Here is a 22,146-nt window from a genome sequence, read left to right as displayed (position 1 = left end):
CACCGGACGTTCGCAATCGTGGCGCTGAGCACTCAAAGCCTCCCCACCCTCATGTTGATCGGCCAGCGCACTTCCCTTCGCAACGCTGGCTCGCCCCATAGCTGCGCCAGGTCTGCGGCAAAGTGCTGCAGGATGCTCTCACGCCCTGCCTCCCGCACGTTGCGAACAGCCGACCAGGTCGAGATGTAGCCCAGCAACTCTTCCAACGTCCACGCCTTGCAGATCTCCAGCACCGGCGCCGCCAGTTCATCGAACGGAAACGGCAGATCGACGTAGCCGTTGTCGACGAGCTTCCGTTCCGGGGGCCAGTAGGGGCCGATCTCCTGCCAGTAAAAGCGTCGGAAACGGGTGTCCAACCCTTCTTCCAGTCGCAACACACCGTAGCTGACCAGCGCCACAATGGCGTGCGGCACGGCGATGCGCCGCACTTCTTCGTAGAAGCGCGGCAACTCGAACCAGTGCGCGGCCTGCGCGGCGGTGATGAGATCCGCGCTGTGGTCCACGACGGGCAAGCGCTCTGCAGCGGCGCATCCATACTCGACGCGCGGATGCGGTGTAGCGTGCGTGATCTGCTCAGCGCTCGGGTCCAGCCCCAGCACCTTGTCGAAGTGCTGCGCCAAATGCCCGGTCAGCTGGCCATTGCCGCAGCCGACATCAACTGCCAGTGCTCTTCCGGGTGAAACGGAGGCGAGAAACTGCGTCACTTCGGCCGGGTATTCGGGGCGAAAGCGCGCATAGGCTTCGCCGCCCTGGTCGAACCAGTTACGGGGTGGCGTGGTGTCGTCGGCCATTGGCGTTGCCCTCGCTGTGGAAGGGGCAAGCGTAGCGCCACTGGCGTGGCCTGCGAAGGTGCTCGCGCCGGAGGGATGTCGGTGCGTCGCAATTTTGGTTGAGCGATGTGATGGCACAGGCTTGGTCAACCGTGTGTTGTTGTTCAACAGTGCGTTGGCCGGGGGTCCGTCCCGGCGGCCGGGTTACTTTCTCTTGCTTGCCCAAGAGAAAGTAACCAAAGAGAAAGGCACCCGGCGTTCGCGGCCAGGTGCTGCGCACCTGACTTCCCTGCGTTGCTCGCACGACCGGGGGCCTGCGGAACTCGCCCTCGCTGCGCTCGGAGCTCAGACAGTCCTCGGCCTACTTCCCGGCCGTGCTCCGCTACTCGGCGCTCTCGACGGGACCCAAGTCAAAACCGTCCAGCAGGCAACGCTCGTCGACGGTCCGTAGCCGGGATGGAGTGCGGCAGAATCCGCATGCGCAAGGAAGACGATAAGCCTCCCGCTCAATTTTCTCCGCTCTTGCAAACAGAAGGTGGGCGATACGAATCGCCTTTGTGACAGGCTATTTTTGATCGGGTGGTTCGCCGTTGATTGAGCGCGGACGCCGTTTAGAGAATTTTCCGGCGAGTTTTTTGCCCGTCGCGGCAACATCGTTCCAATCCAACGACCCATCGCCGTTGACGTCGAGTGTCCTGGCTGTGCCCTCCTTGGCGCGTCCGACTGCACCCGCGACGGCTGAAGATGCAAGCTTGGCGCCGCGAGCAGTGGTCGCAGCGGCCGCGGCTGCGGTTTCCGCCGCGACGGTGGTGGAGTAAGCCACTCCGCTAGACGCATTTCTAGCGAGCGTGCTGGCAGCGTCTTTGGCCGCCAGTGCAGCGTCGGCCACCTTGTCCGCAACGCTCTGAGTAATGTCGCCGAGCTTCCTCCCAAACGTGGAGGCCGCGCTACGAATCAAGTCTTTAAGCTCGGACAGCTGCTTTGAACTCAGCAGCTCCTTTGTCTTTCCGATTACGAAGTTGACGACGGATCGAATCAGTTCGATACCCACAGCAAAACCGGCACTCAGCTTTTCGATGATTTCATCGCGTTCTTGGTCTGACAAGGCGGACCAACCGTAGTAAATCGCGCCAATCGCTGCGCACGTCATCGCGATGGGATTCGTAAGCGTGGCCGATGTTACGAGCGTCATGGCGGCCGAAAGCTGGTTTCCGAGGAGAAGCTGGCCTGCAGCAATAGCAACAGTCGGTGCGATATAGCCAAGGCCAAACCCAAATTTGGTTGCTTCGAGAACGCGCCCTGTCCTTGCAATCGTCGTGTTCTCGCTTTCCTTCATTTGGCCGATGTGGGCATCAAGCCAGTCATCCAAACTATCGGCAACGTTGTAGATGGCCCTGATCGCGCCGGTCATCATCGTGGTCGATGTTCTGACGCCTATCTCCAATGCTCGAGCGCCAATTGTGGCGGTAAGTGGGTCCACAGCTCAGTCCTCCTGAAAGTCAATCGGATTGAAACACTCGTGAAAGTCGATTGTCTCGAATGTTCCTTGTTGCAGGTGTGCGATTGCAGCTGGCAAGGCTAAGACAGCGTTCAGGGTCGGGGCGAATGACCTCGCGATTCAGACGCATGGCCGATGTGGGCAGATGGTTTGGACTACTTCAGCGATAGCATTCTCAGCCTTGCTAGGTCCAGGACAGCGGGCCAATAGTTCAAAAGCAACCATGTCAGGCCCATCGAAACGAAGACAACGATGTGGCCAAGCATGCCGCGCGCATTGAAAACGCCGAAGTACTGTCCTCCGGCAAGTACGAGGTTCTTTTTCTGCCGACTTAAGTTCCGATATTCGGTCACGTAGCGGATCGCGAGCCATACGCCGTGCCCGAAGGTGATTGCAAGCACTGTCGTCCGAAAGATCGCGAGCAAGTCGAGTTCGCCATGCAGCGCGCGTTTGTAAAGTAGCGAGAGTAGGCCGATCCCGACTGCAGCGAGCACGCCGACGGTTGCATTTCTGACCGCCGCCTGCTTTTGTTCCATCGCAGCGTCGGAAAGCTGGCTGCGGACTTCGTTCAGCTTTTCGGTGATTAGTGCGGCGGTCTCCTGCTTCGCCTTCTCAATGCGGTGGTCGACTGCTTGGCCGAATTTCTCGGCGGCGTAGTCGATTAACTGCTCGATATCTTGTCGTGTGAGTGATCGTTGCTTGGAGACTTCGCTCCCGATCGCGTCGATGTGTTGCTGGATCTGATGGCTGGCGTTTTCGATAGACTTCTCGACGACCACGCCGAAATGCTCGATCTCTTCCTTAAACCAGTTGGCCATGCCGGATGACTCGATGTTGGATGAAGCGAGGTGGGAGTGACTGCGGTGCTGGCGATTCTGGCATATGAGCAGGGTGACTTGACTGCCAGTTTTCATTTGCCGCAACCTGAGTGAAGGCGAGGAGTGATGTGCCGGTCGTACCACTTGATTCGTTGAGATCGCGTGGCGTGACGGGACTGTGCATTACGGTCATAGCGCGTTAAGGAGTAGGACGACGAGCCAAGGTCAGGCGCTTCCCCGGTGAGGAGGAAGCGTGCTGTGTTGCATGCAGCAAGCTGCGACGCCGCCAGGCCGAGGCACAGCGCCGTGATTGCCAGACGCAATTACGCCTTCTTCGTGAAGAGATGGCGCCACAGCGCCACGGCCCCAATCAGCAGCAGCGCGAGCAGGGCAAACCGCAGTGCGATGGATAGGAAAGCGACGGTGACGGACAGCGCGCCGAGTTGGGTGAAGGCCAGACCGAGGCTTCCTGCCAGAAGAACAATCCAGAACATACGCCAGCTCCTTTTCGGGTTACGGTGCGGCCATGTTGAGCCGCCGCGGCGACAGGTGGTGTCGTTCCTTCCAGAGGCCGGAGAAATTTCTTGAGTTCACGTGATCACGAGCATTTGGCATATCGGCTGAGCGAGATCCTGTTGCTTCTCAACCAAGGAGAAAGCCTGGAGCCGAAGGATTTGGCAGATCGCTTCGGCGTCGATGTGCGGACTATCCAGCGGGACTTGAACGTTCGTCTTGGCGCCCTGCCGTTCGAAAAGGTGGAGGGGCGATATCGACTTGAGCGCCAGTACCTGGGTCATCTGGGCGTGCGCGAGATCCGTGAGTTCACTGCACTTGCCGGTCTGACGGGGCTATTTCCGCAGGCGGCAGGATCAGTCTTGCGTGAACTGTTCGACCTTCGGCTGCATCAGGCGCTGTTGGTCAAAGGTCACCACTACGAGACGCTGACCGGCCGTGAGGCCGACTTTCGGGCGCTGGAACTGGCGATCATCGAACGAGCGCTAATCGTCATCGAATACCAAAAGAGCGAGGGCCCGAAACGCTACGGCGGCCTGAAGCCCTACAAGCTCATGAATCACAAGGGCATCTGGTATTTGGCGGCCGTCGATGGCGAAACATTGAAGACCTTCGCATTTACCCGAATTGTTGCGATTGAGAGGGAGGGAGGAACCTTCCAGCCGGACGGGTCTATTGGCGAGCGCTTGAGGCGCGAGGACGGGATCTGGTTCGCGGAGAAACCGATCGCGTTCATTTTGACGGTGTCCCCCGAAGCTGCGCCCTTCTTTCGCCGGCGCAAACTGATCGCAAATCAGGAAATCGAAGCCGAACTGCCAAACGGTGGGCTGAGGATTCGTGCTGTGGTTGGGCACGAAAATCAGGTACTACCGATCGTGCGCTACTGGATTCCGCATCTCCGAATCGAGCAACCCGAGCACTTGTGGGCGGCGCTCGTCCGGGAGCTGCGGGCGTTTGTTGCTTCTGCCGCTGAGGTTTAATCCGGCCGCGGCATTGCCAGACGTTGCTAACGCCTCCCCGGCGCATCGCGCCATCCACCAAACAACGCATCCATCAACACCGACAACGCGAATTCCGTGAAGCTGACTTCATCGCGATCGACGCGCTGCTGCAGTTGGTGGGCGCGGGCGTTGGCGTCGGCGGCGCGCTCGGGTACGCCGATCTTCTGCCATTCGATCGAATCGCGTTGTGCTTGTTCGATCGCGCGTTGGTTGTAAGGGCCGGCGAGGTGGACGTTGGCGCAAGCGCCGAGCAGGCAGGCGACCAGGGCGAGCGTCATCAGGCTTGCGAGGCGCGGCATGGGTGGTGCGCGGGTGCGTTTGCGTTGCAGGGCAGGGCCTGCATTCTAGTGCGCGGATGGACGGCACGGTGCGGCGCGCGCAGCGCGTGCGCGCTGTGGGGCCGCGTTGCGCGGCCTGCGTGAGGCAAGAGCACCGCGCCCGTACGCGAGGCGCTCTTGCGGGGTGCTAGGCGTTCAGCGTTTCTCGCATTCGGCGACGAAGCTGCTGCGGTCTGCACCCTTGAGCTTGCGCTGGTTGGCTTCGGCGTCGCAGGCGGCCTTGAGTTCGGCGGGCACCGCGGCGGAGGAATCGCCGGTGGTGACGCCTGATTCGAAGCACTGCTTCATGAAGGCTTCGCGCTCAGCGCCTTTGAGCTTCTTGGCATTGGCGGCGGCACCGCACTTCTGCTTCTTCTCTTGCGGCACGGCGGCCGGGGTGACGGCCGGGTTGGCCGGGCGGGCTTTCGCGATGCAGTCGCCAACCGCTTTGTTGAACGCCTCGCCTTTGAGCTTCTTGGCGTTGGCGGCGGTCTGGCATGCGTTCAGGGTTTCGGTCGGGACTTCGTCGGCCGCGGCGGGCAGGGCGGTGCTACCCAGCAGCAGAGCCAGAATGGCGAGCTGACTTCTCATGAAACGTCTCCTTGCTTTGGTTTCTGGATGGCCTTGAGCGTGGGGGCGGGCGCGCCGGCTGATGCCGGGTTCACCTTCCGCCAACTTTGTTATCCGCGTCCCGCCGCACCTTGATGCCCAGGCTATGAAAACGTTATCACGTTGCTGATTCGAGAGCCAGCGTGGCATCGCGAGTTCTTGCGTTGGCTGGGTCACGACGTCACGCGCTCAGCGTGGGCTGGCCTTGCCGAGCTTGATCAGTGCGTCGAAGGCGGGCTTGGGTTCCATGTCGTCGTCGAACAGCAGCGGTGCGTCGAAGCGCGCTTGTGGCCACTGGCGCAACCATGAGCCGGCGTCCGAGATGCCCCAGGTGAGCACTGCCGAGACCTTGTCGCGCTGGCGTGCGCACATCGCGAACAGATCGCTGTAGCGCTGCGCCTGCAGCGCGAGCAGTTCCGGCGTGGCGTCGTCGGCGCTGCTGACTTTAATATCGCGATGCAGGCTGATATCCAGCTCGGTGATGTGGTTGGTCAGGCCGAGCTTGCCGATGTCCACGATGTGCTGTTCGAGCACCTTGAAGTCCGCCGGCTGCGCGATCGTGTAGTGCGATTGATGGCCGATGCCGTGGATCGGAATGCCCTTGGCCTGCAGGTCGCGAATCAGCGCAAGGATCATCTGGTGCTTGGCCGGGTGCTCGGTGCTGTAGTCGTTGTAGAACAACAGCGCCTGCGGGTCGGCTTCATGCGCGAACTGGAAGGCAAGCGCGATGAAGTCCGGGCCGATCACGCGGTAGAACGCGCTGTTGCGCCAGCCCGCGACCTGTTCGGTGCCGGGTTCGTCCGGCACGAAGGCTTCGTTCACCACGTCCCACGCGAATACGCGGCCGCGAAAGTGGCCGACCACATCGTGGATGTACTTGCGCAGTCGTGCGACAACGACTTCCCGCTTGGCGGTGCCGCCGTGGCCATCGTCGAACATCCAGTCGACCGACTGGTTGTGCCACACCAGCGTGTGGCCGCGCACGGCGACCTTGTGTGCCAGCGCCCAGTCGACCATCGCGTCGGCGGTGGTGAAGTCGTACTGGCCTTCACCGGCGCGCGCGAGGCTGCCCGCCTTCATCGCGTTTTCGGCCACGATGATGTTGAACTGCTGTTCGATCAGCGTGCCGCCGTACATCACCTGGCCGGGCGAGATCGCCGCACCGACCTTGAAGATGCCCTGCCAGGCCTGGGCGAGTGAGTCAGGTTGCGTTTGCGCGGCGGCGCTGAACGCGCCAAGGCAAAGCGGAATCGCGGCAAGCCAGCGTTTCATGATGTGCGCTCTCCGAGCCATAGCGTGGCAGTCACGCCGCGCGGGTAGTACTTGCTGCCGATTGCGACACCGGCTTCGATCTGGTCAGACCAGCTCCAGAACGCGTTGCGCGGGTCGCTCAGCCAGGCGGCGTGTGCTTCGTCGGCTTGTGCGGTGGCACTGGCCGGCAGCGCGAGGATTTCGCGCGCGACGAACTGGCACAGGTAGATCTTCGAGAGCCAGGAATTGTCGCTGCTCGACGAGAGCTTCCAGCCGCCATCCGGGAACAGGCAGATGCCAGGCTTCAACACGGCATCGAGGTGGCGGGCGAGCGCACGCACATAGTCGCCGTAGGGGCCGTCAGCCTGGCAGGCGTCGCGGCGGCCGGCGAACCACGGGTAGGCGAGGCCCTCGATCGCCGGGATGATGCGCGAGTGGAAGCCGGCACTGTCCGGCTCCAGCAGTGCGGGCAGGCTGCCGTCTGGCGCTACGGCCGCGACCAGCGTGTCGGCGCAGCGGCGCGCCTGGGTGGCCGACTGCTCGGCGCGTGCGGCATCGCCGAGGCGGGCGAACAGCCGTTCGAGGATCAGGTAAGCGGCCCAGCATTTGCCGGCAAGGTAGGTGTTGGCGCGCGATTGCCCGAGCGAGGTGTCGAGGCTGTCGTAGGTGGTGATCTCGGCACCGCCGAGGCAACGGCTGCTGTCGGCGTGCATCACGCCGTCGCGCTGTGCGGCGTCCGGGTGATCGCGCTGCAGCAGGCTGTCGAGGCACGCCGCCAACGTGCCCGCCTGGGCGGCGAGCCAGGCCTCGTCGCCCTGCGCTTCGATATACACCCCGGCGCACAGCAACCAGTTGCACAGCTGTTCCTGCGTCATGTACGAGAAGCAGCCGGCGAGCCCGCCGCGCTCGTATGACGAATGCCCGATCGGCGAGAAGGCGTTGGCGACGCCCATGTCATGCGTGAAGGACAGCCCGCCCGGCACGGGCGCTTGCCCCGGCAGCGCGACCTGATCGACATAGCTGTAGCGCGCGAGGTACAGATCCAGCACGTTGCGCACCGCCCAGGGGTGCAGCGCGAGTTCGTGGAACAGGTGATCCACCGTCAGATCGAAGGTGTTCATCATGCGGTACTCGCCTTCGTTGACCACCCACAGCGGGCGGCCCTCGTGTTCGAGCAGCTGCGTGCAGCCGACGTAGGCGCGTGTAGCGTGGGCCAGCATCAGGCGCTGCGCTTGCGACAAGCGGCTTTGCGCAAGGCGCGCTTCGTGCGCCGCCGCTTCCGCCTGTGCCGCGTCGAAGCGTGACAGCGCGAACGCGCCGGCCGATTCCACGCTGTTGAACCAGCGGTTGTAGAGGTATTGCGTATCGAGCCCGGTGGTCACGATGCCGGCGCGGTGGAACGCGATCGCATAGCGGATTCGCGTGATCTGACCGGCCGGGGCTTCGGCGACCAGCAGGCCGCATTGCCCGAGCGCCCAGACGCGGTTCTCCGGGTGCGCTTCGCCGAGGATCAAGGCCGGGTGGAAGCCGATGCCGCTCCATGCGCCAGGTGCGTTGGTCATCAGCGCAACTTCGCGCCCCTGGCCGACACCGACGAAGCCTTCGCCCGCGATATGGCGCATGCCGCGATATGGGTCGTTGCCGATATAGCCGAAGGCCACGCGTCGTGCGCGCCGCCCGGCGCGGTTGTCGACCTCGATTTCGGCATAGATCGCCGGCACCAGCGCGGCTTTCAGGCTGGCCTCGTCTGCGGTATCCGGATCAGGTGCCGACAGCGCCGGCGAAATCAGCGAAAAGCGCAAGTCGCCGGCATGCCAGGTATCGGTGGCAATGCCGAATTCGCGCCGGATCTGCCCGGCGGCGAAGGTTTCCAGGCGCACGCGGTCGCCGATTTCCTGGATCTCGCTATGCGCAGAGGAAAAGCGCGCAGATTCGTCCTTGCGGGTATCGCGGGTGAAGGGCAACGCGCAGAAAACGTTTTCCTGCTCGGCGCTCTCGAGGCCGACAAAAACCTCTTCACAAGGCGGCTGGGCGCGCTCCAGATCGAAGCCTCCGTTCGGGCCGGGGAAGCCCAAGGTAAAGCTGGCAAAGGCCCCGAGGGGGGAATGGTGTGCGTTGATGAAACTGAAATCAGACATGGCTTTGCTGCTCCTTTGCCCGGCAGGTTAATCCCCGATCGGCGCAGGGCCGATGCCCCGTGGCGGGGGGCGCTTGCCCTTTTTCCGGATTCTGGCCACCATTGGACCATAAATCTGAAAACGTTATCATGCGGTCATGAACATGATCCGGTTCGAAAACAGCAATCGCGACACGGCGCATCCGCTCAGCGCAGCGTGCGAGAGCGCCTATCTGCCCGACATGAACGGCAGCTTTGCTGTCAGCGGTGCGCACTTCCGCCGCGTGCGCGGCCGCTGGCACTACCCCGAGCATGAGCACCGCCAGTTCGAGCTGAACTATCTGGTGAGCGGTCGCCAGCGCATTGAGACCGCGACTGCAGCGATGAGCCAGGCGCCGGGCGACCTGCTGCTGATCACGCCCGGCGAGGCACATGCGAGCCGCAACGAAGGGCTGGGCGAGATGGCCTACTGGTGCCTGCATTTCGATGTGGACGACCCCGGGCTGCGGCAACTGCTGTGCTTGGCCGGCACCACGGTGCTGCGGGCCGGCAGCCCGGTCTGCAACGCGGTGGCGCCGGTGATCGAGCGCTTGATTGCCTGCACCCGCGATGGCTTGCTCGATGGCCCCGGTGCGCGCTTGAGCACCATGGCCTTGCTGTGCGAATTGCTGGCCGCGCTTGCGAGCGGCTTGCAAGCGCACGGCGCGGGCAGCAGCACGCCACCGCCGGCGCATCTGCAGGCGGTGGGGCGACTCGCGCGCTGGATCGAGGCGCAGGTCGCCGCGCCGCACAGCGAAGAGCCGATCGAAACCCTGATCCGCCGAACCGGCTACAGCGCGGCACACGGCCAGGCACTGTTCTCGCGTGTGTACGGCGTGGCGCCGCGGCAGTACCGTTCGCGCATCAAGCTGCAGCGGGCATGCGAGCTGCTGCGTGATTCGCGCTATGCGATTGCCGCGGTCGGCGAGGCCTTGGGCTATACCGATGCGGCGCACTTCTCGCGCCAGTTCAAACGTTGGTGCGGGGTTTCGCCGTTGCAGTACCGCCGCTCGCAAGGCCTCTGACGCGGCACGGGCGCGGCGGCGTTACCGGTGCCGCCGCGTTGCAGATCAGTAGCGCCCGACGAGAATCGGCGTCTCGTTCTCGATGTTGCGCAAACGCGTCGCCCAATCTGCGAGCCAGGCCTCACGCTGCGCGGGTTCGACGCGCACCGGTTGGTAATGCACCTGCGGCGCGAGTACCGAGAAGCCGGTGAATTCGAGGATGCCGCGTTGCACCGGCCGCAGGATCGCGTCGAGGTCGCCGTTGAAGCCGTCTGCCGTGTAGGCCTCTTGCGGCCCGCCGGTGGTCAGCGACAGCAGCGCGCGTTTGCCGCGGAACACGCCGGTGTCGTAGATGTGGCCATAGCGGTAGGCGCGTCCCATCGCGAACACGCGGTCGACCCAACCCTTCAGAATCCCCGGCAGGCCAAACCACCACAGCGGGAACTGCCAGATCATCAGGTCCGCCGCTTCCACCTTGGCGATTTCGGCTTCCAGTTGCGGCGCGAAGCCGCGGGTCTCGGCCGCATGCAGCTCCTCCAGTTGCAGTTTCAGGAAGGCCGGGTCGTTCACCGTGTTGAAGTTGTGGCGGTCCGATACCGGATTGAAGCCCATGCGGTAGAGGTCGCTGGTCGCCACGGTGTGGCCGGCGGCGCGCAGGGTCTCCACCGCGGTGTCGAACAGCGCGCCGTTGAAGCTCTTCGGCTCCGGGTGGGCGAACACGATCAGGATGTTCATCGCGTGCGTCCTCACAGGCTCATGCGGGCGCCGCCGTCGACATCGAGCAGCGCGCCAGTGGTGAAGCCGTTGTCGAGCAGGAATTCGATCGCGGCGGCGATGTCCTCGCTGGTGCCGGTGCGGCCGGCTGGCAGGCTCTTCGCGGCGCCGGCAAACATGCCCTGCTTGGCTTCCGCGGGCAGGCCGTCGTAGGCGGGGGTGTCGACCAGGCCGGGCGACACCACGTTCACCCGAAGTGGTGCGAGTTCCTTCGCCAGCGTCTGCGCCATCTGCGTGATGCCACCGTTCACCGCGGCAAGGCCGGCCGTGCCGGGCATTGCGGTACGCGACGCGGCGCCGCTGAGCATCACCACCGAACCATCACCGCGCAGGATGGGCAGCATTGCCTGAAGGCTCTGCCAGTAACCGATCAGCTTGCCCTCCATCGCCTGGCGCAGCGCATCGGCGCTGGTGTGCGCAAAGGGGCCCCAGGCGGCGTTGCTCGACGCAGCCAGCACCAGGTGATCGAGGCGGCCGATGCGTCCCGCGGCGGCGGCGAGCGATGCCGCGTCGGTGAAGTCCGCGACCACGCCGGTCGCGCGGCCTTCGATCTGGCCCAGTGCTGCGTCGAGCTTGGCTTGCGAGCGGCCTGCGATGAACACCTCGGCGCCGGCGCGGCCAAGGCGTTGTGCGGCGGCCAGGCCCATGCCGTTGCTGCCACCGATGATGAGAATGCGTTGCTGTGCGAGAGACATCGTGGAACTCCGAGTGCGTGTGGTCGATGTACCCACTGTAGGGCTGTGCCAACCATCGGAGAAATGGATTATCGTGATACGAGCCATCCGAAAATTGGATACCTCATCGGAGACCCATGATTCCGCCCCGGCTCGATCTGAATCTGCTTGTTTCCCTCGACGTACTGCTTGCCGAGTGCAACGTCACCCGCGCCGCCAACCGTCTCGGCCTCTCGCAGCCGGCGCTGTCCGCGCAGTTACGGCAGTTGCGCGATGCCTTCGGCGATCCGCTTCTGATCCCCGCCGCGCGTGGCATGACGCCCACCGAGCGCGCCGAGGCCCTGCGCGAACCCTTGCGCAACCTGCTCGGCGAGCTGCAAGGCCTGGTCGCAGCCGGCCGTGGCTTTGACCCCGCCAGCGCGCAGCACACCTTCCGCATCGTCGCGAGCGATGCGATCCACAGCGTTGCCACGGCGCGGCTCGCCGCCCGCCTGCCGCTAATCGCGCCGGGCTGCCGCCTCGCGCTGATCGGCTTTGATGCGCGCAACACCGTTGAGTTGATGGCCGCCGGCGAGATCGACCTGATGCTCGCCGCACGCCCGTCCATGCCGGCCACGCTGCGCGCGCGGCCGCTCTACGACGAAGGCTTCCTGTGCGTGATGCGCCGCGATCACCCCGCCGCCGCCGCACCGCTCGATCTCGACCGCTTCTGTGCGCTCGACCATGTTCTGGTCTCGCCGACCGGTGGCGGCTTTCACGGCACCGTGGACGACACGCTCGCCACCCTCGGGCGCAGCCGCCGCGTCGCGATCTCGCTCAACAGCTTCCTCCTGGTGCCCGGCGTGCTGGCCGGCGCCGACCTCGTCGCCACGGTCCCCGCACGCCTCGCACGCGCATGGTCCGACCGCCTCGCAGTGCTCGCCCCGCCCTGCGAAGTCGCCGGCTTCTCGGTGCTGATGGGCTGGCACGCCCGCGCCCACGCCGACCCGGCGCAGATCTGGCTGCGCGATGCGCTGGCGACTGCAATGACAGATGACTGACGAACGTCATATCGCATGGTTTGCATCAAGTCGCGAGATCTTCATGCCGTTACCCTAGCCTGGTTCGAAAGCCGTGTTGGGCGACCGGCGGGCTCAGAGGGAGAGAACGGCAGTGCAGGCCAAGGTGTATTGGGTGACGCCCGACGGCGTCGAACATCCGGATGCGATCAGGGCGGATCTGCTGCGGCTGGCGGGGCATGAGGTCAAGTGCATCGCGCCGGGCTTGCAGACACAGCACCCGGACGCGGTGTATGTGATCCGCGCCGACCTGATGGACGGCATCGAGGGTCTCAAGCGCACGCTGCATGCGGGTAGCCGGCCGGCGCTGATCGTCATGCGCGATGCGGCCCATGCTGCGCTGGTGCAACGTTTTCTCGACGAGCGGGGCGATTCCGGCAGCCTGCACGACGTGATGGCCGCCAGCGCGGCGCCGGTCGAACTTGCGTGGCGTGTGAAGCGTCTGCTGCGGCTAGAGCGGCGCGAATCCGAACAATTGGCGCAGGTGTACTACGACCGCCTCACCGCGCTGCTGAACCGCCGTACCTGGCAGGAACGCGCGGAAAAACTCGCACGGAATCAGGTGGATGGCGAGGGCGCGATCGGCGTGCTGCTGCTCGATGTCGATCACCTCAAGCAGGTCAATGACAGCTATGGCCATGAGGCCGGCGACGAGATCCTTGTCTTCCTCGCGGATTGCCTGCGCGAGTGGTTTGCGCCAGACGACCTGATCGCGCGCTTTGGCGGCGGCGAGTTTGTCGTGATGCTCAAGCGGCAGGACGAAAAAGCGGTCACCCGCGATGCGCGCCGCTTCATCGAACACTTCTGCACGATCCGCTTCCCGATCCTGACCGGCGGCCCGCAGGATGCGCATGCGTCGCGCCTGCGCCATCGCGAGTTCTGGCGTGCCGCGGTGCCAACGGCGCCGGCGCAGCGCGATGTGACGCCGCTGTCGATCAGCGGCGGGCTGGCGCTGGCGCACGCATCGCTCGGGCTGGAGGATCTGCTCGAAGCCGCCGATCAGGCGCTCTACCGCGCCAAGGGCGACGGCCGCGGTCGGCTGGTGGTGGCCGACGAGCTGGCCGAAAGCCTTGCGCGCGAGGGCAAGGATCTGCGCATCGACCACTTCGAGAACGTGACCCGCGTGGTCACCGAGCGGGTGACCAGCCTGATCACGCTGATGGGGCGCAGGCTGATGAGCGAAGCCACGCGCGACGCCTATCACGACGCGCTGACCGGCCTGCACAACCGCCGCTACCTCGACGAGCATGTCGAGCGCGAACTCGAAGCCGCGCGGCGCAATCATCGTGCCTTGTCGCTGGTGTTCCTCGACCTGGACCACTTCCACGACATCAACATGACCTACGGCTGGCCGACCGGCGATGCCGTGCTGCGCGCCTTTGCCGGCATCCTCGAACGCAGCGTGCGTACGATCGACTGGTCGGCGCGCTACGGTGGCGAGGAGTTCTGCCTGGTGCTGCCCGACACCGAGTTGCAGGAGGCGGTCGAAGTGGCGGAGCGCATCCGCCAGCACACCGAACAACTCGAGATCGTCGCCAGCGATGGCCGGCTGGTGCGCGTCACGACCAGCGTCGGGGTGGTGCAGCGCGGCTCGGAAACCACCGCCGTGCGCCTCTTCGATCGCGTCAGCGCGCTCGCGCGTGCCGCCAAGCAGCGCCGCAACTGCGTGGTCGCCGCGCCGGACGAGGCTTAGCGTCGCCGCACAAAGCTGCCGGGGCTTGGATTGCGGGCTGCGTTAGCATGCCCATCGCGGCACCGTGAGCGGTGCCGCGTCCCCCCACAATCCCGGAGTGTCCGTTTGAGCCTGCACAGGAATCTGCGCGCCCTGCTGCTGTGCTGCGCGTTGGCTTCGCCAGCGTGCGCGGCGGACCGAATCGTGTTCGCCGTCACCGCCGAAAACCACCTTCCGATTGCCGAGATCCGGGGCGATACGCTCAAGAGCGGCTTGCTCAAGGACATTGGCGATGCGCTCGCGGCGCGCATCGGGCGTACGCCCGAATACCGTGTGCTGCCGAGCAAGCGGCTCGACACTGCGCTGACGACCGGTGAGGTCGACGTCGCCTGCAACCAGACGCCGGCGTGGCGCAGCGCGGTGCTGATCTGGACGGTGCCGCTGTTTCAGGATCGAGGCTGGCTGGTCGTGCGCAGCAGCCAGCCGCCGGTGCGGCGGATGGAGGAGCTCGCCGGCAAGCGAGTCGGCATGGTGCAGGGCTATGTCTACGTGGACCCGCCGCCCGCGGTGCAGGCGCGGCTGGAGCGTGACGATGCGCCCTCGATGCGTGCCAACATCGAGAAGTTTCTCCGTGGTTACAACGACTACGCGCTGGTGAACGAACTGAGCTTTCGTTACTACCTGAAACAGAGCGGCAGCAGCGTCGCGATCCATCCACCGCTGATGCAACCGGTGTTCGAACCGGCCTGTGGCATCTCGCCTCGCTCGCGCATCAACGCCGCAAAGATCCAGCGTGCGGCGGCGGATCTGGTGCGCGAACACGCCATCGCACGCCTGCTGGACCGGTATCGCTGAAGCCCGCCAGGCACGCTGCGGCAAAAGGTGAATTGTTCGCTTGGCAGCCTGTCCGCCCGCCGCTATACCAACAGGTGGCGAAATCCTTTCTGGGGGCGAAGCGGTGAGCTATCAGGTGATCGGCCGAAACAAAGACGCAGCATTCACGCTGAAGATCCATCGCGGCGAAGGCATGGCCCTGCTTGCGATGAACTGGCGAAATGGTCCGCCACCTGCCGACTTCGTCGGCTTCGCGGTGGAGTACCGGGAGCCGGGCAGGGATCGCTACTTTGCGCTGCATAACCGCATTGGATTCCCGCGACCGGATGGCAAGGTCAGGGCCAGCAGCCTGAGCAGCCGGCTGTCGCCGCTGCATATGTTCCGCTGGGTGCATGTGCCGCGCAACGCCGATCTGCCGGGCGCGTTCGCCTACCGGGTCACGCCGGTCTTCATGAACGCGCAGGACGAGCTCAGCTACGGCATTCCGCAGGAGGCCGAGATTGCGCTCCGCCGCGAAACCTACCCTGGCCAGCTCAATGTCGCCTTCACCCGCGGCTTCGTGTCCTCGCAGGCGTTTGTCGATCGTTACTGCAAGGGCGCGGAGGGCCTCGATACGCTGATACCGCCGTCGAGCGAGGGTGGGCTGGGCTTCGTGCCGTCGCATCCGAAAGCGGCGGAGGCGCTCGCGTGGATGGGCTTTGAAGCGCGCAGCACGGTCATCGAACTGCTCGACGAAGTGCTGCGTGACCCGACGGCCAAGGTGTGTGTCGTCGCCTACGACATCTGCGAGCCGGATATCGTGCGAAGGCTTGAAGCGCTTGGCCCGCGCCTGCGCATCGTGATCGACGACAGCGCTTCGCATGCGAAAGCGGAGTCCGCCGAATCGCAGGTCGCTGCACGCTTGCGCCTTTCTGCCGGCGCGGCCAACGTGAAGCGGCACCACCTTGGCGGGCTGCAACACAACAAGACGATCGTGGTCGATGGCGAACAGGTGAAAGCGGCCGTGTGTGGCTCGACCAACTTCAGCTGGCGCGGGTTGTACGTGCAATCCAACAACGCGATCCTGGTGCGCGGCGCCGCGGCAATCACTCCCTTTCAAGCCGCGTTCGAGGCCTACTGGGCGAGCGACAAGGCGGCGGACTTCGCCGCGATGCCGCCTGCGGGCTGGCAGAGTCTGGGGCTCGACGGTGTCGATGCGCGTGTCACCTTCTCGCCGCACGCGACCAGTGCGGGCTGCCTCGACGCAATCGCGGCCGATATCGCGAAGGCCCGTTCCAGCCTGTTCTACTCACTCGCCTTCCTGTACCAGACGCCAGGCCCGATTCAGGACGCGATCACGCAGCTCACCAGCCGGCCCGACCGTTTTGTGTATGGGATCTCGGATCGCGCGGTGAAGGGGCGCCTTGCGGGCATCGACCTGCAACGCCCTGGCGGCAACATCGCGCCGGTGCACGCGGCGGCGCTGAGTGGCAAGGTGCCGGAGCCGTTCAAATCGGAACCGACGGGGCTTGCCGGCAACTGGGGCACGCGCATGCATCACAAGTTCGTCGTGATCGATTTCGACAAGCCCTCGGCGCGCGTCTACATGGGCTCGTACAACTTCTCGGTCGCTGCTGACAGCGCCAACGGCGAGAACCTGCTGTGCATCCGCGATCGGCGCATCGCAACGAGCTACATGATCGAAGCGTTGCGCATCTTCGATCACTACCACTTCCGCGTGGTCGAGCAGCGCGCCCGGGCCGCACGGCGTGCGCTGCAACTCGCCAAACCGCCGCGCGCCCCCGGTGAGGAAGCGTGGTGGGCGCGGTACTACAGCGACCCGCTCAAGCGCCGCGATCGCGAGCTGTTTGCGTAGGCCCGCGGCAGAACAAAAAAGGCCACCGCGAACGGTGGCCAAAGGGCGAATGACGGGCCGCCGGGCGGCGGCCGCATCATGGATCAGTAGTCGGCGTCGGCCATATCAGCCGGCGAGCGGGCCGGCTTCTCGTCGGCCGGCGCTTCGGCGACCGTTGCGTCGGTGGTGAGGATCAGGCCGGCGACCGAGGCGGCGTTCTGCAGCGCAGTGCGCGTGACCTTGGTCGGGTCGATCACGCCCATCTCCACCAGATCGCCGTAGGCGCCAGTTGCCGCGTTGTAGCCGTAGTTGCCCTTGCCTTCGAGCACCTTCGCGACGACCACCGAGGGCTCGTCGCCGGCATTCGCGGCGATGGCGCGCAGCGGCTCTTCCAGCGCCCGCATCACGATGCGGATGCCGGCTTCCTGGTCGGCGTTGTCGCCCTTGAGCGATTCGATGCGGCTGCGCGCACGCAGCAGCGCCACGCCGCCACCCGGCACGATGCCTTCCTCGACCGCCGCACGGGTCGCGTGCAGCGCGTCGTCGACGCGGTCCTTCTTCTCCTTCATCTCGACTTCGGTCGCAGCACCCACCTTGATCACCGCGACACCGCCGGCGAGCTTGGCGACACGCTCCTGCAGTTTCTCGCGGTCGTAGTCGCTGGTGGTGGTCTCGATCTGGGCGCGGATCGTCTTCACCCGCGCTTCGATCTTTGCCTGGTCGCCTGCGCCGTCGATGATCAGCGTGGCTTCCTTCTGCACCTCGACACGCTTGGCGCGGCCCAGCTCGGCCAGCGTCGCCTTCTCCAGCTGCAGGCCGGTCTCTTCCGAGATCACCGTCGCGCCGGTGAGGATCGCGATGTCTTCGAGCATTGCCTTGCGACGGTCGCCGAAGCCCGGCGCCTTCACCGCGGCCACCTTCAGCACGCCGCGCATGCTGTTGACCACCAGGGTCGCGAGCGCTTCGCCTTCCAGATCCTCGGCGATGATCAGCAGCGGCTTGCCGGCCTTGGCGACGGCTTCGAGCACCGGCAGCAGGTCGCGGATATTGGAGATCTTCTTGTCGTGCAGCAGGATCAGCGGATCTTCAAGCACCGCGGTCTGCTTGTCCGGGTTGTTGATGAAGTAGGGCGAGATGTAGCCGCGGTCGAACTGCATGCCCTCGACCACGTCGAGTTCGTTCTCAAGGCTCTTGCCGTCCTCGACGGTGATCACGCCTTCCTTGCCGACCTTGTCCATCGCGTCGGCGATGATCTTGCCGATCGACTCATCCGCGTTGGCCGAGATGGTGCCGACCTGGGCGGTCTCCTTGCTCGTGGTGATCGGCTTGGAGAGCGTCTGCAGCTCGGCGACCACGGCGCTCACCGCCTTGTCGATGCCGCGCTTGAGATCCATCGGGTTCATGCCGGAGGTCACGTACTTCATGCCTTCCTTGACGATCGCCTGCGCCAGCACGGTGGCGGTGGTGGTGCCGTCGCCGGCGATGTCACCGGTCTTCGAGGCCACTTCCTTCACCATCTGCGCGCCCATGTTCTCGAACCGGTCTTTCAGTTCGATCTCCTTGGCGACCGACACACCGTCCTTGGTGATCACCGGTGCGCCGAAGCTGCGTGCGAGCACGACGTTGCGACCCTTCGGGCCGAGGGTGACCTTCACCGCATCGGCCAGCGTGTTCACGCCCTTCAGAATGCGGGCACGGGCGTTCTCATGGAACTTGACGTCCTTGGCTGCCATGTCTGACTCCTGATTGTCTTGAACGGGGGATGGCTCAGGCGGCCTTCTTCAGGTCGGCCGCGGCTTCGATGATGGCGAGCACCTCGTCCTCGCGGACGACCAGGTACTCCTCGCCATCGAGCTTCACCGTCTGGCCGGCGTAGGTGCTGAACAGCACACGGTCGCCGGCTTTTACCGCCGGCACGCGCAGGTTGCCGTTGTCCAGTGTCTTGCCGGGGCCGACGGCGATGACTTCGCCCTGCACCGGTTTCTCGGAGGCGGTATCGGGGATGACAATGCCGGATGCCGTCGTGCGCGAAGCTTCGATCCGCTTGACGATAATCCGGTCATTAAGGGGACGGAGTTTCATGTCCTTTCTCCTTTTACGATTCAGATCACCAGGAAGGGATACGGGTGCGCCCGCCGCGTTCGAACGCGGCGACCAACCCGGCCGGGTGTGCCGGCAACAGCCGATGTAGGAGCGAAATTCCGGCTTTCAAGAGGGTTGCGCAACATCGCGCGCCGCCCTTGCGCGACAAGGCCTTCAGCGCAAGATCAGGCGTGCCGTGCGGCCCAGGCGATAGCTCATGTGGCGGTTGCCGTCGCCGTGCGGGGGCTGGGGCGTCACCGGGCAGGGCGGCTCGCGGCGGCCATCGGCGCGCAGCGTGTCGTCGCCGTCCGCACTCGGCCAGATGCCGCCCGATACCGGTCGGAACTGCCACTGCACATAACCCACGTCACCGGCCCGATGCATCAGCGCCTCACGATCGGGGGCGGATTCCACCGGCAGATCGTCGTCGCGTTCGGCCCACAACACCGGGTCGGCAAACGCGCGTCGGCAGGCCAGCGCCTCGGCGCCGGGCGCGCCCACGGTGTTGCAGGCGCGGTGCTCGTCGCGGTCGAGCGACCAGGCGCCCAATTGCCACGCGGCATCGAGCACTTCGTGTTCAAGCTCGGCGAGTGCGCGCCAGTGCGGATTGAGTTGCAGCAGTGACAGCGGCACCGCACGCAGCGGCGCGTCGCGCTGCCCGGCGTCGCGCCGGAATGCGTGCCAGTGCAGGCCGAGCAGGACGGGGGTGTTGGCGTGGGGCAGTGCGGTGAGGCTCACCGCGAAGAGCGGCATGCGCAGCGGTTGCGCCTGCCCGAGGATGCTATCGAGGATCGACACAAGACCTCCCTGATTGCAGAAGTCAGGCCGATAACGCTAGCAAAACCGGCCCGCGCCGTGAAGCGGGGCGGGCCGGGTGTGGGGTCAGTCGATACGGACCTCGACGCGGCGCGGCTGCGCATGCGCCTTCTTCGGAATCCGCAGCCGCAGCACGCCGTGGCGCAGCTCCGCCTCAACCCGCTCGGCATCGAGTTCGCGCGACAGCGTGAAGGCGCGGCGGAAGCGCGGCGCCTCGACTTCCGCATGGATCGACGTGATGCCCTGCGGTGCCGGCAGCGCGATCGCGCCTTCCAGCGTCAGCAAGTCGCCATCGACCTGGATGTTGAGGTGCTCCTTCGGCACGCCGGGGAGGTCGGCGATCAGCAGGATGCCCTGCGGATCTTCGATCACGTCGACAGCAGGGATCAGCACATCGTCTTCACGTGCGGCGGTGTTGGGGGTGGCCTGGGTCATGGCGGGGCTCCTCACAGGATTTCGATCTTGCGCGGTTGTTCGGCAACGCGGCGCGGTACGCTGACATGCAGCAGCCCGTCGCGGTAACGGGCGCTCACCGCGCCGGCGTCGATGTCGTCCGGCAGCGTGACCACGCGGCGGAAGCGGCCGCTGAAGCGCTCGCCGATGTGCACCGTGGCCTTTTGATCCGCTGACGGCAGATCGGACTTGCGTTCGCCCGACAGCGTCAGCACGCCGCGTTCGATCTGCACATCCAGCGTGGCGGGGTCGATGCCCGGCGCGAATGCGTACAGCTCAACGGCGGTGGCGGTACTGCCGATGTTGATCGGCGGAAAGCTGCCCTGCGCGGCACCGCGGATGCTCGACGAACGCTCGGTGGGCTGGAGTTCGCGCTGCAGCCGGTCCAGCTGGGCAAGCACTTCGCGGGGGATGAAACTCCGGTAGATCATGGATGTCTCCTTGTCGTCCTCACGGCGCGCCGGCATGGCGGCCCATGGACCAAAAATGGGGGTTGGGCCGCTACGATTCAAGCACTTGAAGTTCGCACGGTGCGCCGCCACATCACACGCGACCAGGCGCGCGAAGGGGCGCAGCCCGAACGGGAGAACGCACATGGCAGGGCAGCGAAACCAGGGATTGCAGCGTTGGGGCTGGCTGCTTGCGGGCGCCGTGCTTGCTTCGGCAGCGACGATGGTCGCGCCCGATCTGCTGGCGCGCGTGGCCGGCAACGCGGCCACGCCACGAGCCGTCACCCCCCGCGGCGAATTGCAGCCGGACGAAAAGGCCACGATCGCCCTGTTCGAGCGCAGCCGCGACGCGGTGGTGTTCATCACCACGCGCGAACGGGTACGCGACCTGTGGACCCGCAACGTGATGACCGTGCCGAAGGGCAGTGGCTCCGGCTTCCTGTGGGACGAATCCGGTTACGTCGTTACCAACTACCACGTCATCGAGGGCGCGAGCGAAGCGACGGTGCGGCTCGCCGACGGCACGGACTACCGCTCCACGCTGGTCGGCGCCAGCCCCGAGCACGACATCGCGGTGCTGCGCATCAAGCTCGGTGATAAGCGGCTCGCGCCGATTCCGCTCGGCAGCAGTGGCGACTTGCGCGTCGGGCAGAAGGTGTTCGCGATCGGCAACCCCTTCGGCCTGGACTGGACGCTCACCAGCGGCATCGTTTCGGCGCTGGATCGTTCCTTGGGTGAAGACGATGGGCGCGCGATCCACCATCTGATCCAGACCGATGCCGCGATCAACCCCGGCAACTCCGGTGGCCCGCTGCTCGATTCGGCCGGCCGGCTGATCGGCATCAACACGATGATCTACAGCCCCAGCGGGGCGAGCGCCGGCATCGGTTTCGCGGTGCCCGCCGATACCGTCAACCGCGTGGTGCCGGAGCTGATCCGCAGCGGCCGCTACGAGCGCCCCAACCTCGGCCTGGAGCTGGATGAGCGCATCAACGCGCGGCTCGCCCGCATGTTCGACATGCGCGGCGTGTTCGTCGTCAAGGTCGAACGCGGCTCCGCCGCCGAGGTGGCCGGCCTGCGTGGCGTGGGCTTCACCGCGAACGGTTCGGTGATCATCGGCGACGTGATCACCGCGGTGGATGGCAAGCCGATCGAATCGGTCGACAAGCTGCTTGCCCTGCTCGACGACCGCCGCGGCGCGGCGCAGGTGCAGCTCACCGTGACACGGCAGGGTAAATCGGTCGTGGTGCCGGTGCGCACTCCGCGCTGAGCCGCATACGGCGCCGTGATGCGCTTGTTGCTCAGGCATGTATCGCCGCGGAAAGCCGCATCACGGCTCGGTGACACACAAGTCCACACAGCCGACCTTCCTATTCGCGCCGCGATTTCTTACGCTGAATACGTGACGTGAGCTGCCAGCATTGCTTGGCGGCGTCGCACACACATCAGTGAGGGCAAACCCGTCGAAAGGCGGGGACGCAAAGCCTCCGGCCTACGGCGCACAAGCGCTACGGTAGCGGGGTTGCCAACGCCCGCCGGTGATCACCGGCGACACTGCGCAAAG

General features: G+C 65.3%; 22 protein-coding genes and 1 riboswitch. Of the genes, 7 read left to right on the top strand and 15 right to left on the bottom strand.

What is annotated here, in order from left to right; genetic code table 11:
• Positions 1-32 precede the first annotated feature (32 nt).
• The 4 genes from HH302_RS09860 to HH302_RS09845 form a co-directional block, all read right to left on the bottom strand.
• Complete coding sequence (locus tag HH302_RS09860) at positions 33-791, bottom strand: class I SAM-dependent methyltransferase (RefSeq protein WP_172201762.1); 759 nt, start codon at positions 789-791, stop codon at positions 33-35.
• A gap of 544 nt (positions 792-1,335) precedes the next feature.
• Positions 1,336-2,250 carry a hypothetical protein gene (locus HH302_RS09855; protein WP_172201760.1) on the bottom strand — a complete coding sequence of 305 codons (915 nt, stop codon included), beginning with the start codon at positions 2,248-2,250 and terminating at the stop codon, positions 1,336-1,338.
• Positions 2,251-2,423: 173 nt separating this feature from the next.
• Positions 2,424-3,086: a hypothetical protein gene (locus tag HH302_RS09850; protein ID WP_172201758.1), complete on the bottom strand. Its 663-nt coding sequence runs from the start codon at positions 3,084-3,086 to the stop codon at positions 2,424-2,426.
• Between the two features lie 323 nt (positions 3,087-3,409).
• Positions 3,410-3,580, bottom strand: coding sequence for a hypothetical protein (locus HH302_RS09845; RefSeq protein ID WP_172201756.1), 171 nt, complete (start codon positions 3,578-3,580; stop codon positions 3,410-3,412).
• Positions 3,581-3,670: 90 nt separating this feature from the next.
• On the opposite strand from HH302_RS09845, the gene HH302_RS09840 reads away from it, so the two are divergent.
• Positions 3,671-4,579 carry a YafY family protein gene (locus tag HH302_RS09840; protein WP_172201754.1) on the top strand — a complete coding sequence of 303 codons (909 nt, stop codon included), beginning with the start codon at positions 3,671-3,673 and terminating at the stop codon, positions 4,577-4,579.
• A gap of 26 nt (positions 4,580-4,605) precedes the next feature.
• Here HH302_RS09840 and HH302_RS09835 read toward each other — a convergent pair whose 3' ends face one another.
• The 4 genes from HH302_RS09835 to HH302_RS09820 all read right to left on the bottom strand — a co-directional run bounded on the left by HH302_RS09835 (position 4,606) and on the right by HH302_RS09820 (position 8,915).
• On the bottom strand, positions 4,606-4,899 hold the full coding sequence (locus HH302_RS09835; RefSeq protein ID WP_172201752.1) for a hypothetical protein: 294 nt from the start codon (positions 4,897-4,899) through the stop codon (positions 4,606-4,608).
• Positions 4,900-5,073: 174 nt separating this feature from the next.
• Positions 5,074-5,508, bottom strand: coding sequence for a PsiF family protein (locus tag HH302_RS09830; RefSeq protein WP_172201750.1), 435 nt, complete (start codon positions 5,506-5,508; stop codon positions 5,074-5,076).
• 207 nt (positions 5,509-5,715) lie between these two features.
• Complete coding sequence (locus tag HH302_RS09825) at positions 5,716-6,798, bottom strand: endo-1,4-beta-xylanase (RefSeq protein ID WP_172201748.1); 1,083 nt, start codon at positions 6,796-6,798, stop codon at positions 5,716-5,718.
• Positions 6,795-8,915, bottom strand: a complete 2,121-nt coding sequence (locus HH302_RS09820; RefSeq protein WP_172201746.1) for a glycoside hydrolase family 52 protein — start codon at positions 8,913-8,915, stop codon at positions 6,795-6,797. The genes HH302_RS09825 and HH302_RS09820 overlap by 4 nt, the downstream gene beginning before the upstream one ends.
• A 142-nt stretch (positions 8,916-9,057) precedes the next feature.
• Here HH302_RS09820 and HH302_RS09815 point away from each other — a divergent pair, with 142 nt between their 5' ends.
• Entirely contained in the window at positions 9,058-9,957 is a 900-nt protein-coding gene (locus HH302_RS09815; RefSeq protein WP_172201744.1) for an AraC family transcriptional regulator, read from the top strand.
• Between the two features lie 45 nt (positions 9,958-10,002).
• Here HH302_RS09815 and HH302_RS09810 read toward each other — a convergent pair whose 3' ends face one another.
• On the bottom strand, positions 10,003-10,671 hold the full coding sequence (locus HH302_RS09810; RefSeq protein ID WP_172201742.1) for an NAD(P)H-dependent oxidoreductase: 669 nt from the start codon (positions 10,669-10,671) through the stop codon (positions 10,003-10,005).
• An 11-nt stretch (positions 10,672-10,682) separates the two neighbouring features.
• Positions 10,683-11,405: an SDR family oxidoreductase gene (locus tag HH302_RS09805; RefSeq protein ID WP_172201740.1), complete on the bottom strand. Its 723-nt coding sequence runs from the start codon at positions 11,403-11,405 to the stop codon at positions 10,683-10,685.
• Positions 11,406-11,521: 116 nt separating this feature from the next.
• Here HH302_RS09805 and HH302_RS09800 point away from each other — a divergent pair, with 116 nt between their 5' ends.
• The 4 genes from HH302_RS09800 to HH302_RS09785 all read left to right on the top strand — a co-directional run bounded on the left by HH302_RS09800 (position 11,522) and on the right by HH302_RS09785 (position 16,803).
• Positions 11,522-12,424 (top strand): LysR family transcriptional regulator, encoded by a 903-nt coding sequence (locus HH302_RS09800; protein ID WP_172201738.1) that lies wholly within the window; start codon positions 11,522-11,524, stop codon positions 12,422-12,424.
• A gap of 112 nt (positions 12,425-12,536) precedes the next feature.
• Positions 12,537-14,135, top strand: a complete 1,599-nt coding sequence (locus tag HH302_RS09795; RefSeq protein ID WP_172201736.1) for a GGDEF domain-containing protein — start codon at positions 12,537-12,539, stop codon at positions 14,133-14,135.
• 105 nt (positions 14,136-14,240) lie between these two features.
• Positions 14,241-14,969 carry an ABC transporter substrate-binding protein gene (locus HH302_RS09790; protein ID WP_172201734.1) on the top strand — a complete coding sequence of 243 codons (729 nt, stop codon included), beginning with the start codon at positions 14,241-14,243 and terminating at the stop codon, positions 14,967-14,969.
• A gap of 103 nt (positions 14,970-15,072) precedes the next feature.
• Complete coding sequence (locus tag HH302_RS09785; protein ID WP_216661856.1) at positions 15,073-16,803, top strand: phospholipase D-like domain-containing protein; 1,731 nt, start codon at positions 15,073-15,075, stop codon at positions 16,801-16,803.
• 83 nt (positions 16,804-16,886) lie between these two features.
• Here the strand turns inward: HH302_RS09785 and groL are convergent, their stop codons facing one another.
• The 5 genes from groL to HH302_RS09760 all read right to left on the bottom strand — a co-directional run bounded on the left by groL (position 16,887) and on the right by HH302_RS09760 (position 20,564).
• The gene (gene groL, locus HH302_RS09780; RefSeq protein ID WP_172201732.1) at positions 16,887-18,515 is read right to left on the bottom strand and encodes a chaperonin GroEL; all 1,629 of its coding nucleotides are present in this window, start codon (positions 18,513-18,515) and stop codon (positions 16,887-16,889) included.
• Between the two features lie 34 nt (positions 18,516-18,549).
• Positions 18,550-18,864 carry a co-chaperone GroES gene (groES, locus tag HH302_RS09775; protein WP_172201730.1) on the bottom strand — a complete coding sequence of 105 codons (315 nt, stop codon included), beginning with the start codon at positions 18,862-18,864 and terminating at the stop codon, positions 18,550-18,552.
• Between the two features lie 174 nt (positions 18,865-19,038).
• Positions 19,039-19,662: a hypothetical protein gene (locus tag HH302_RS09770; RefSeq protein ID WP_216661855.1), complete on the bottom strand. Its 624-nt coding sequence runs from the start codon at positions 19,660-19,662 to the stop codon at positions 19,039-19,041.
• Between the two features lie 84 nt (positions 19,663-19,746).
• Positions 19,747-20,115 (bottom strand): Hsp20/alpha crystallin family protein, encoded by a 369-nt coding sequence (locus tag HH302_RS09765; protein ID WP_172201728.1) that lies wholly within the window; start codon positions 20,113-20,115, stop codon positions 19,747-19,749.
• 11 nt (positions 20,116-20,126) lie between these two features.
• Positions 20,127-20,564, bottom strand: coding sequence for an Hsp20/alpha crystallin family protein (locus HH302_RS09760; protein ID WP_216661854.1), 438 nt, complete (start codon positions 20,562-20,564; stop codon positions 20,127-20,129).
• A 163-nt stretch (positions 20,565-20,727) separates the two neighbouring features.
• Between HH302_RS09760 and HH302_RS09755 the strand changes: the two genes are divergently transcribed.
• Positions 20,728-21,852 carry a S1C family serine protease gene (locus HH302_RS09755; protein ID WP_172201726.1) on the top strand — a complete coding sequence of 375 codons (1,125 nt, stop codon included), beginning with the start codon at positions 20,728-20,730 and terminating at the stop codon, positions 21,850-21,852.
• 173 nt (positions 21,853-22,025) lie between these two features.
• Positions 22,026-22,112: riboswitch (cyclic di-GMP riboswitch) on the top strand.
• Positions 22,113-22,146 lie beyond the last annotated feature (34 nt).

It is taken from the genome of Niveibacterium sp. COAC-50 (assembly GCF_013184235.1).
GTDB lineage: Bacteria > Pseudomonadota > Gammaproteobacteria > Burkholderiales > Rhodocyclaceae > Niveibacterium > Niveibacterium microcysteis.
The sequence above is the reverse complement of the archived record's forward strand: the minus strand, read 5'-3'. Positions and strand labels throughout refer to the sequence as shown.

What these genes read in the sequence shown, in the direction of transcription:
- HH302_RS09860 (WP_172201762.1), bottom strand. Translation starts at nt 791, where the DNA reads ATGGCCGACGACACCACGCCACCCCGTAACTGGTTCGACCAGGGCGGC.
- HH302_RS09850 (WP_172201758.1), bottom strand. Translation starts at nt 3,086, where the DNA reads ATGGCCAACTGGTTTAAGGAAGAGATCGAGCATTTCGGCGTGGTCGTC.
- HH302_RS09845 (WP_172201756.1), bottom strand. Translation starts at nt 3,580, where the DNA reads ATGTTCTGGATTGTTCTTCTGGCAGGAAGCCTCGGTCTGGCCTTCACC.
- HH302_RS09835 (WP_172201752.1), bottom strand. Translation starts at nt 4,899, where the DNA reads ATGCCGCGCCTCGCAAGCCTGATGACGCTCGCCCTGGTCGCCTGCCTG.
- HH302_RS09830 (WP_172201750.1), bottom strand. Translation starts at nt 5,508, where the DNA reads ATGAGAAGTCAGCTCGCCATTCTGGCTCTGCTGCTGGGTAGCACCGCC.
- HH302_RS09825 (WP_172201748.1), bottom strand. Translation starts at nt 6,798, where the DNA reads ATGAAACGCTGGCTTGCCGCGATTCCGCTTTGCCTTGGCGCGTTCAGC.
- HH302_RS09820 (WP_172201746.1), bottom strand. Translation starts at nt 8,915, where the DNA reads ATGTCTGATTTCAGTTTCATCAACGCACACCATTCCCCCCTCGGGGCC.
- HH302_RS09815 (WP_172201744.1), top strand. Translation starts at nt 9,058, where the DNA reads ATGATCCGGTTCGAAAACAGCAATCGCGACACGGCGCATCCGCTCAGC.
- HH302_RS09810 (WP_172201742.1), bottom strand. Translation starts at nt 10,671, where the DNA reads ATGAACATCCTGATCGTGTTCGCCCACCCGGAGCCGAAGAGCTTCAAC.
- HH302_RS09805 (WP_172201740.1), bottom strand. Translation starts at nt 11,405, where the DNA reads ATGTCTCTCGCACAGCAACGCATTCTCATCATCGGTGGCAGCAACGGC.
- HH302_RS09800 (WP_172201738.1), top strand. Translation starts at nt 11,522, where the DNA reads ATGATTCCGCCCCGGCTCGATCTGAATCTGCTTGTTTCCCTCGACGTA.
- groL (WP_172201732.1), bottom strand. Translation starts at nt 18,515, where the DNA reads ATGGCAGCCAAGGACGTCAAGTTCCATGAGAACGCCCGTGCCCGCATT.
- groES (WP_172201730.1), bottom strand. Translation starts at nt 18,864, where the DNA reads ATGAAACTCCGTCCCCTTAATGACCGGATTATCGTCAAGCGGATCGAA.
- HH302_RS09765 (WP_172201728.1), bottom strand. Translation starts at nt 20,115, where the DNA reads ATGACCCAGGCCACCCCCAACACCGCCGCACGTGAAGACGATGTGCTG.
- HH302_RS09760 (WP_216661854.1), bottom strand. Translation starts at nt 20,564, where the DNA reads ATGATCTACCGGAGTTTCATCCCCCGCGAAGTGCTTGCCCAGCTGGAC.
- HH302_RS09755 (WP_172201726.1), top strand. Translation starts at nt 20,728, where the DNA reads ATGGCAGGGCAGCGAAACCAGGGATTGCAGCGTTGGGGCTGGCTGCTT.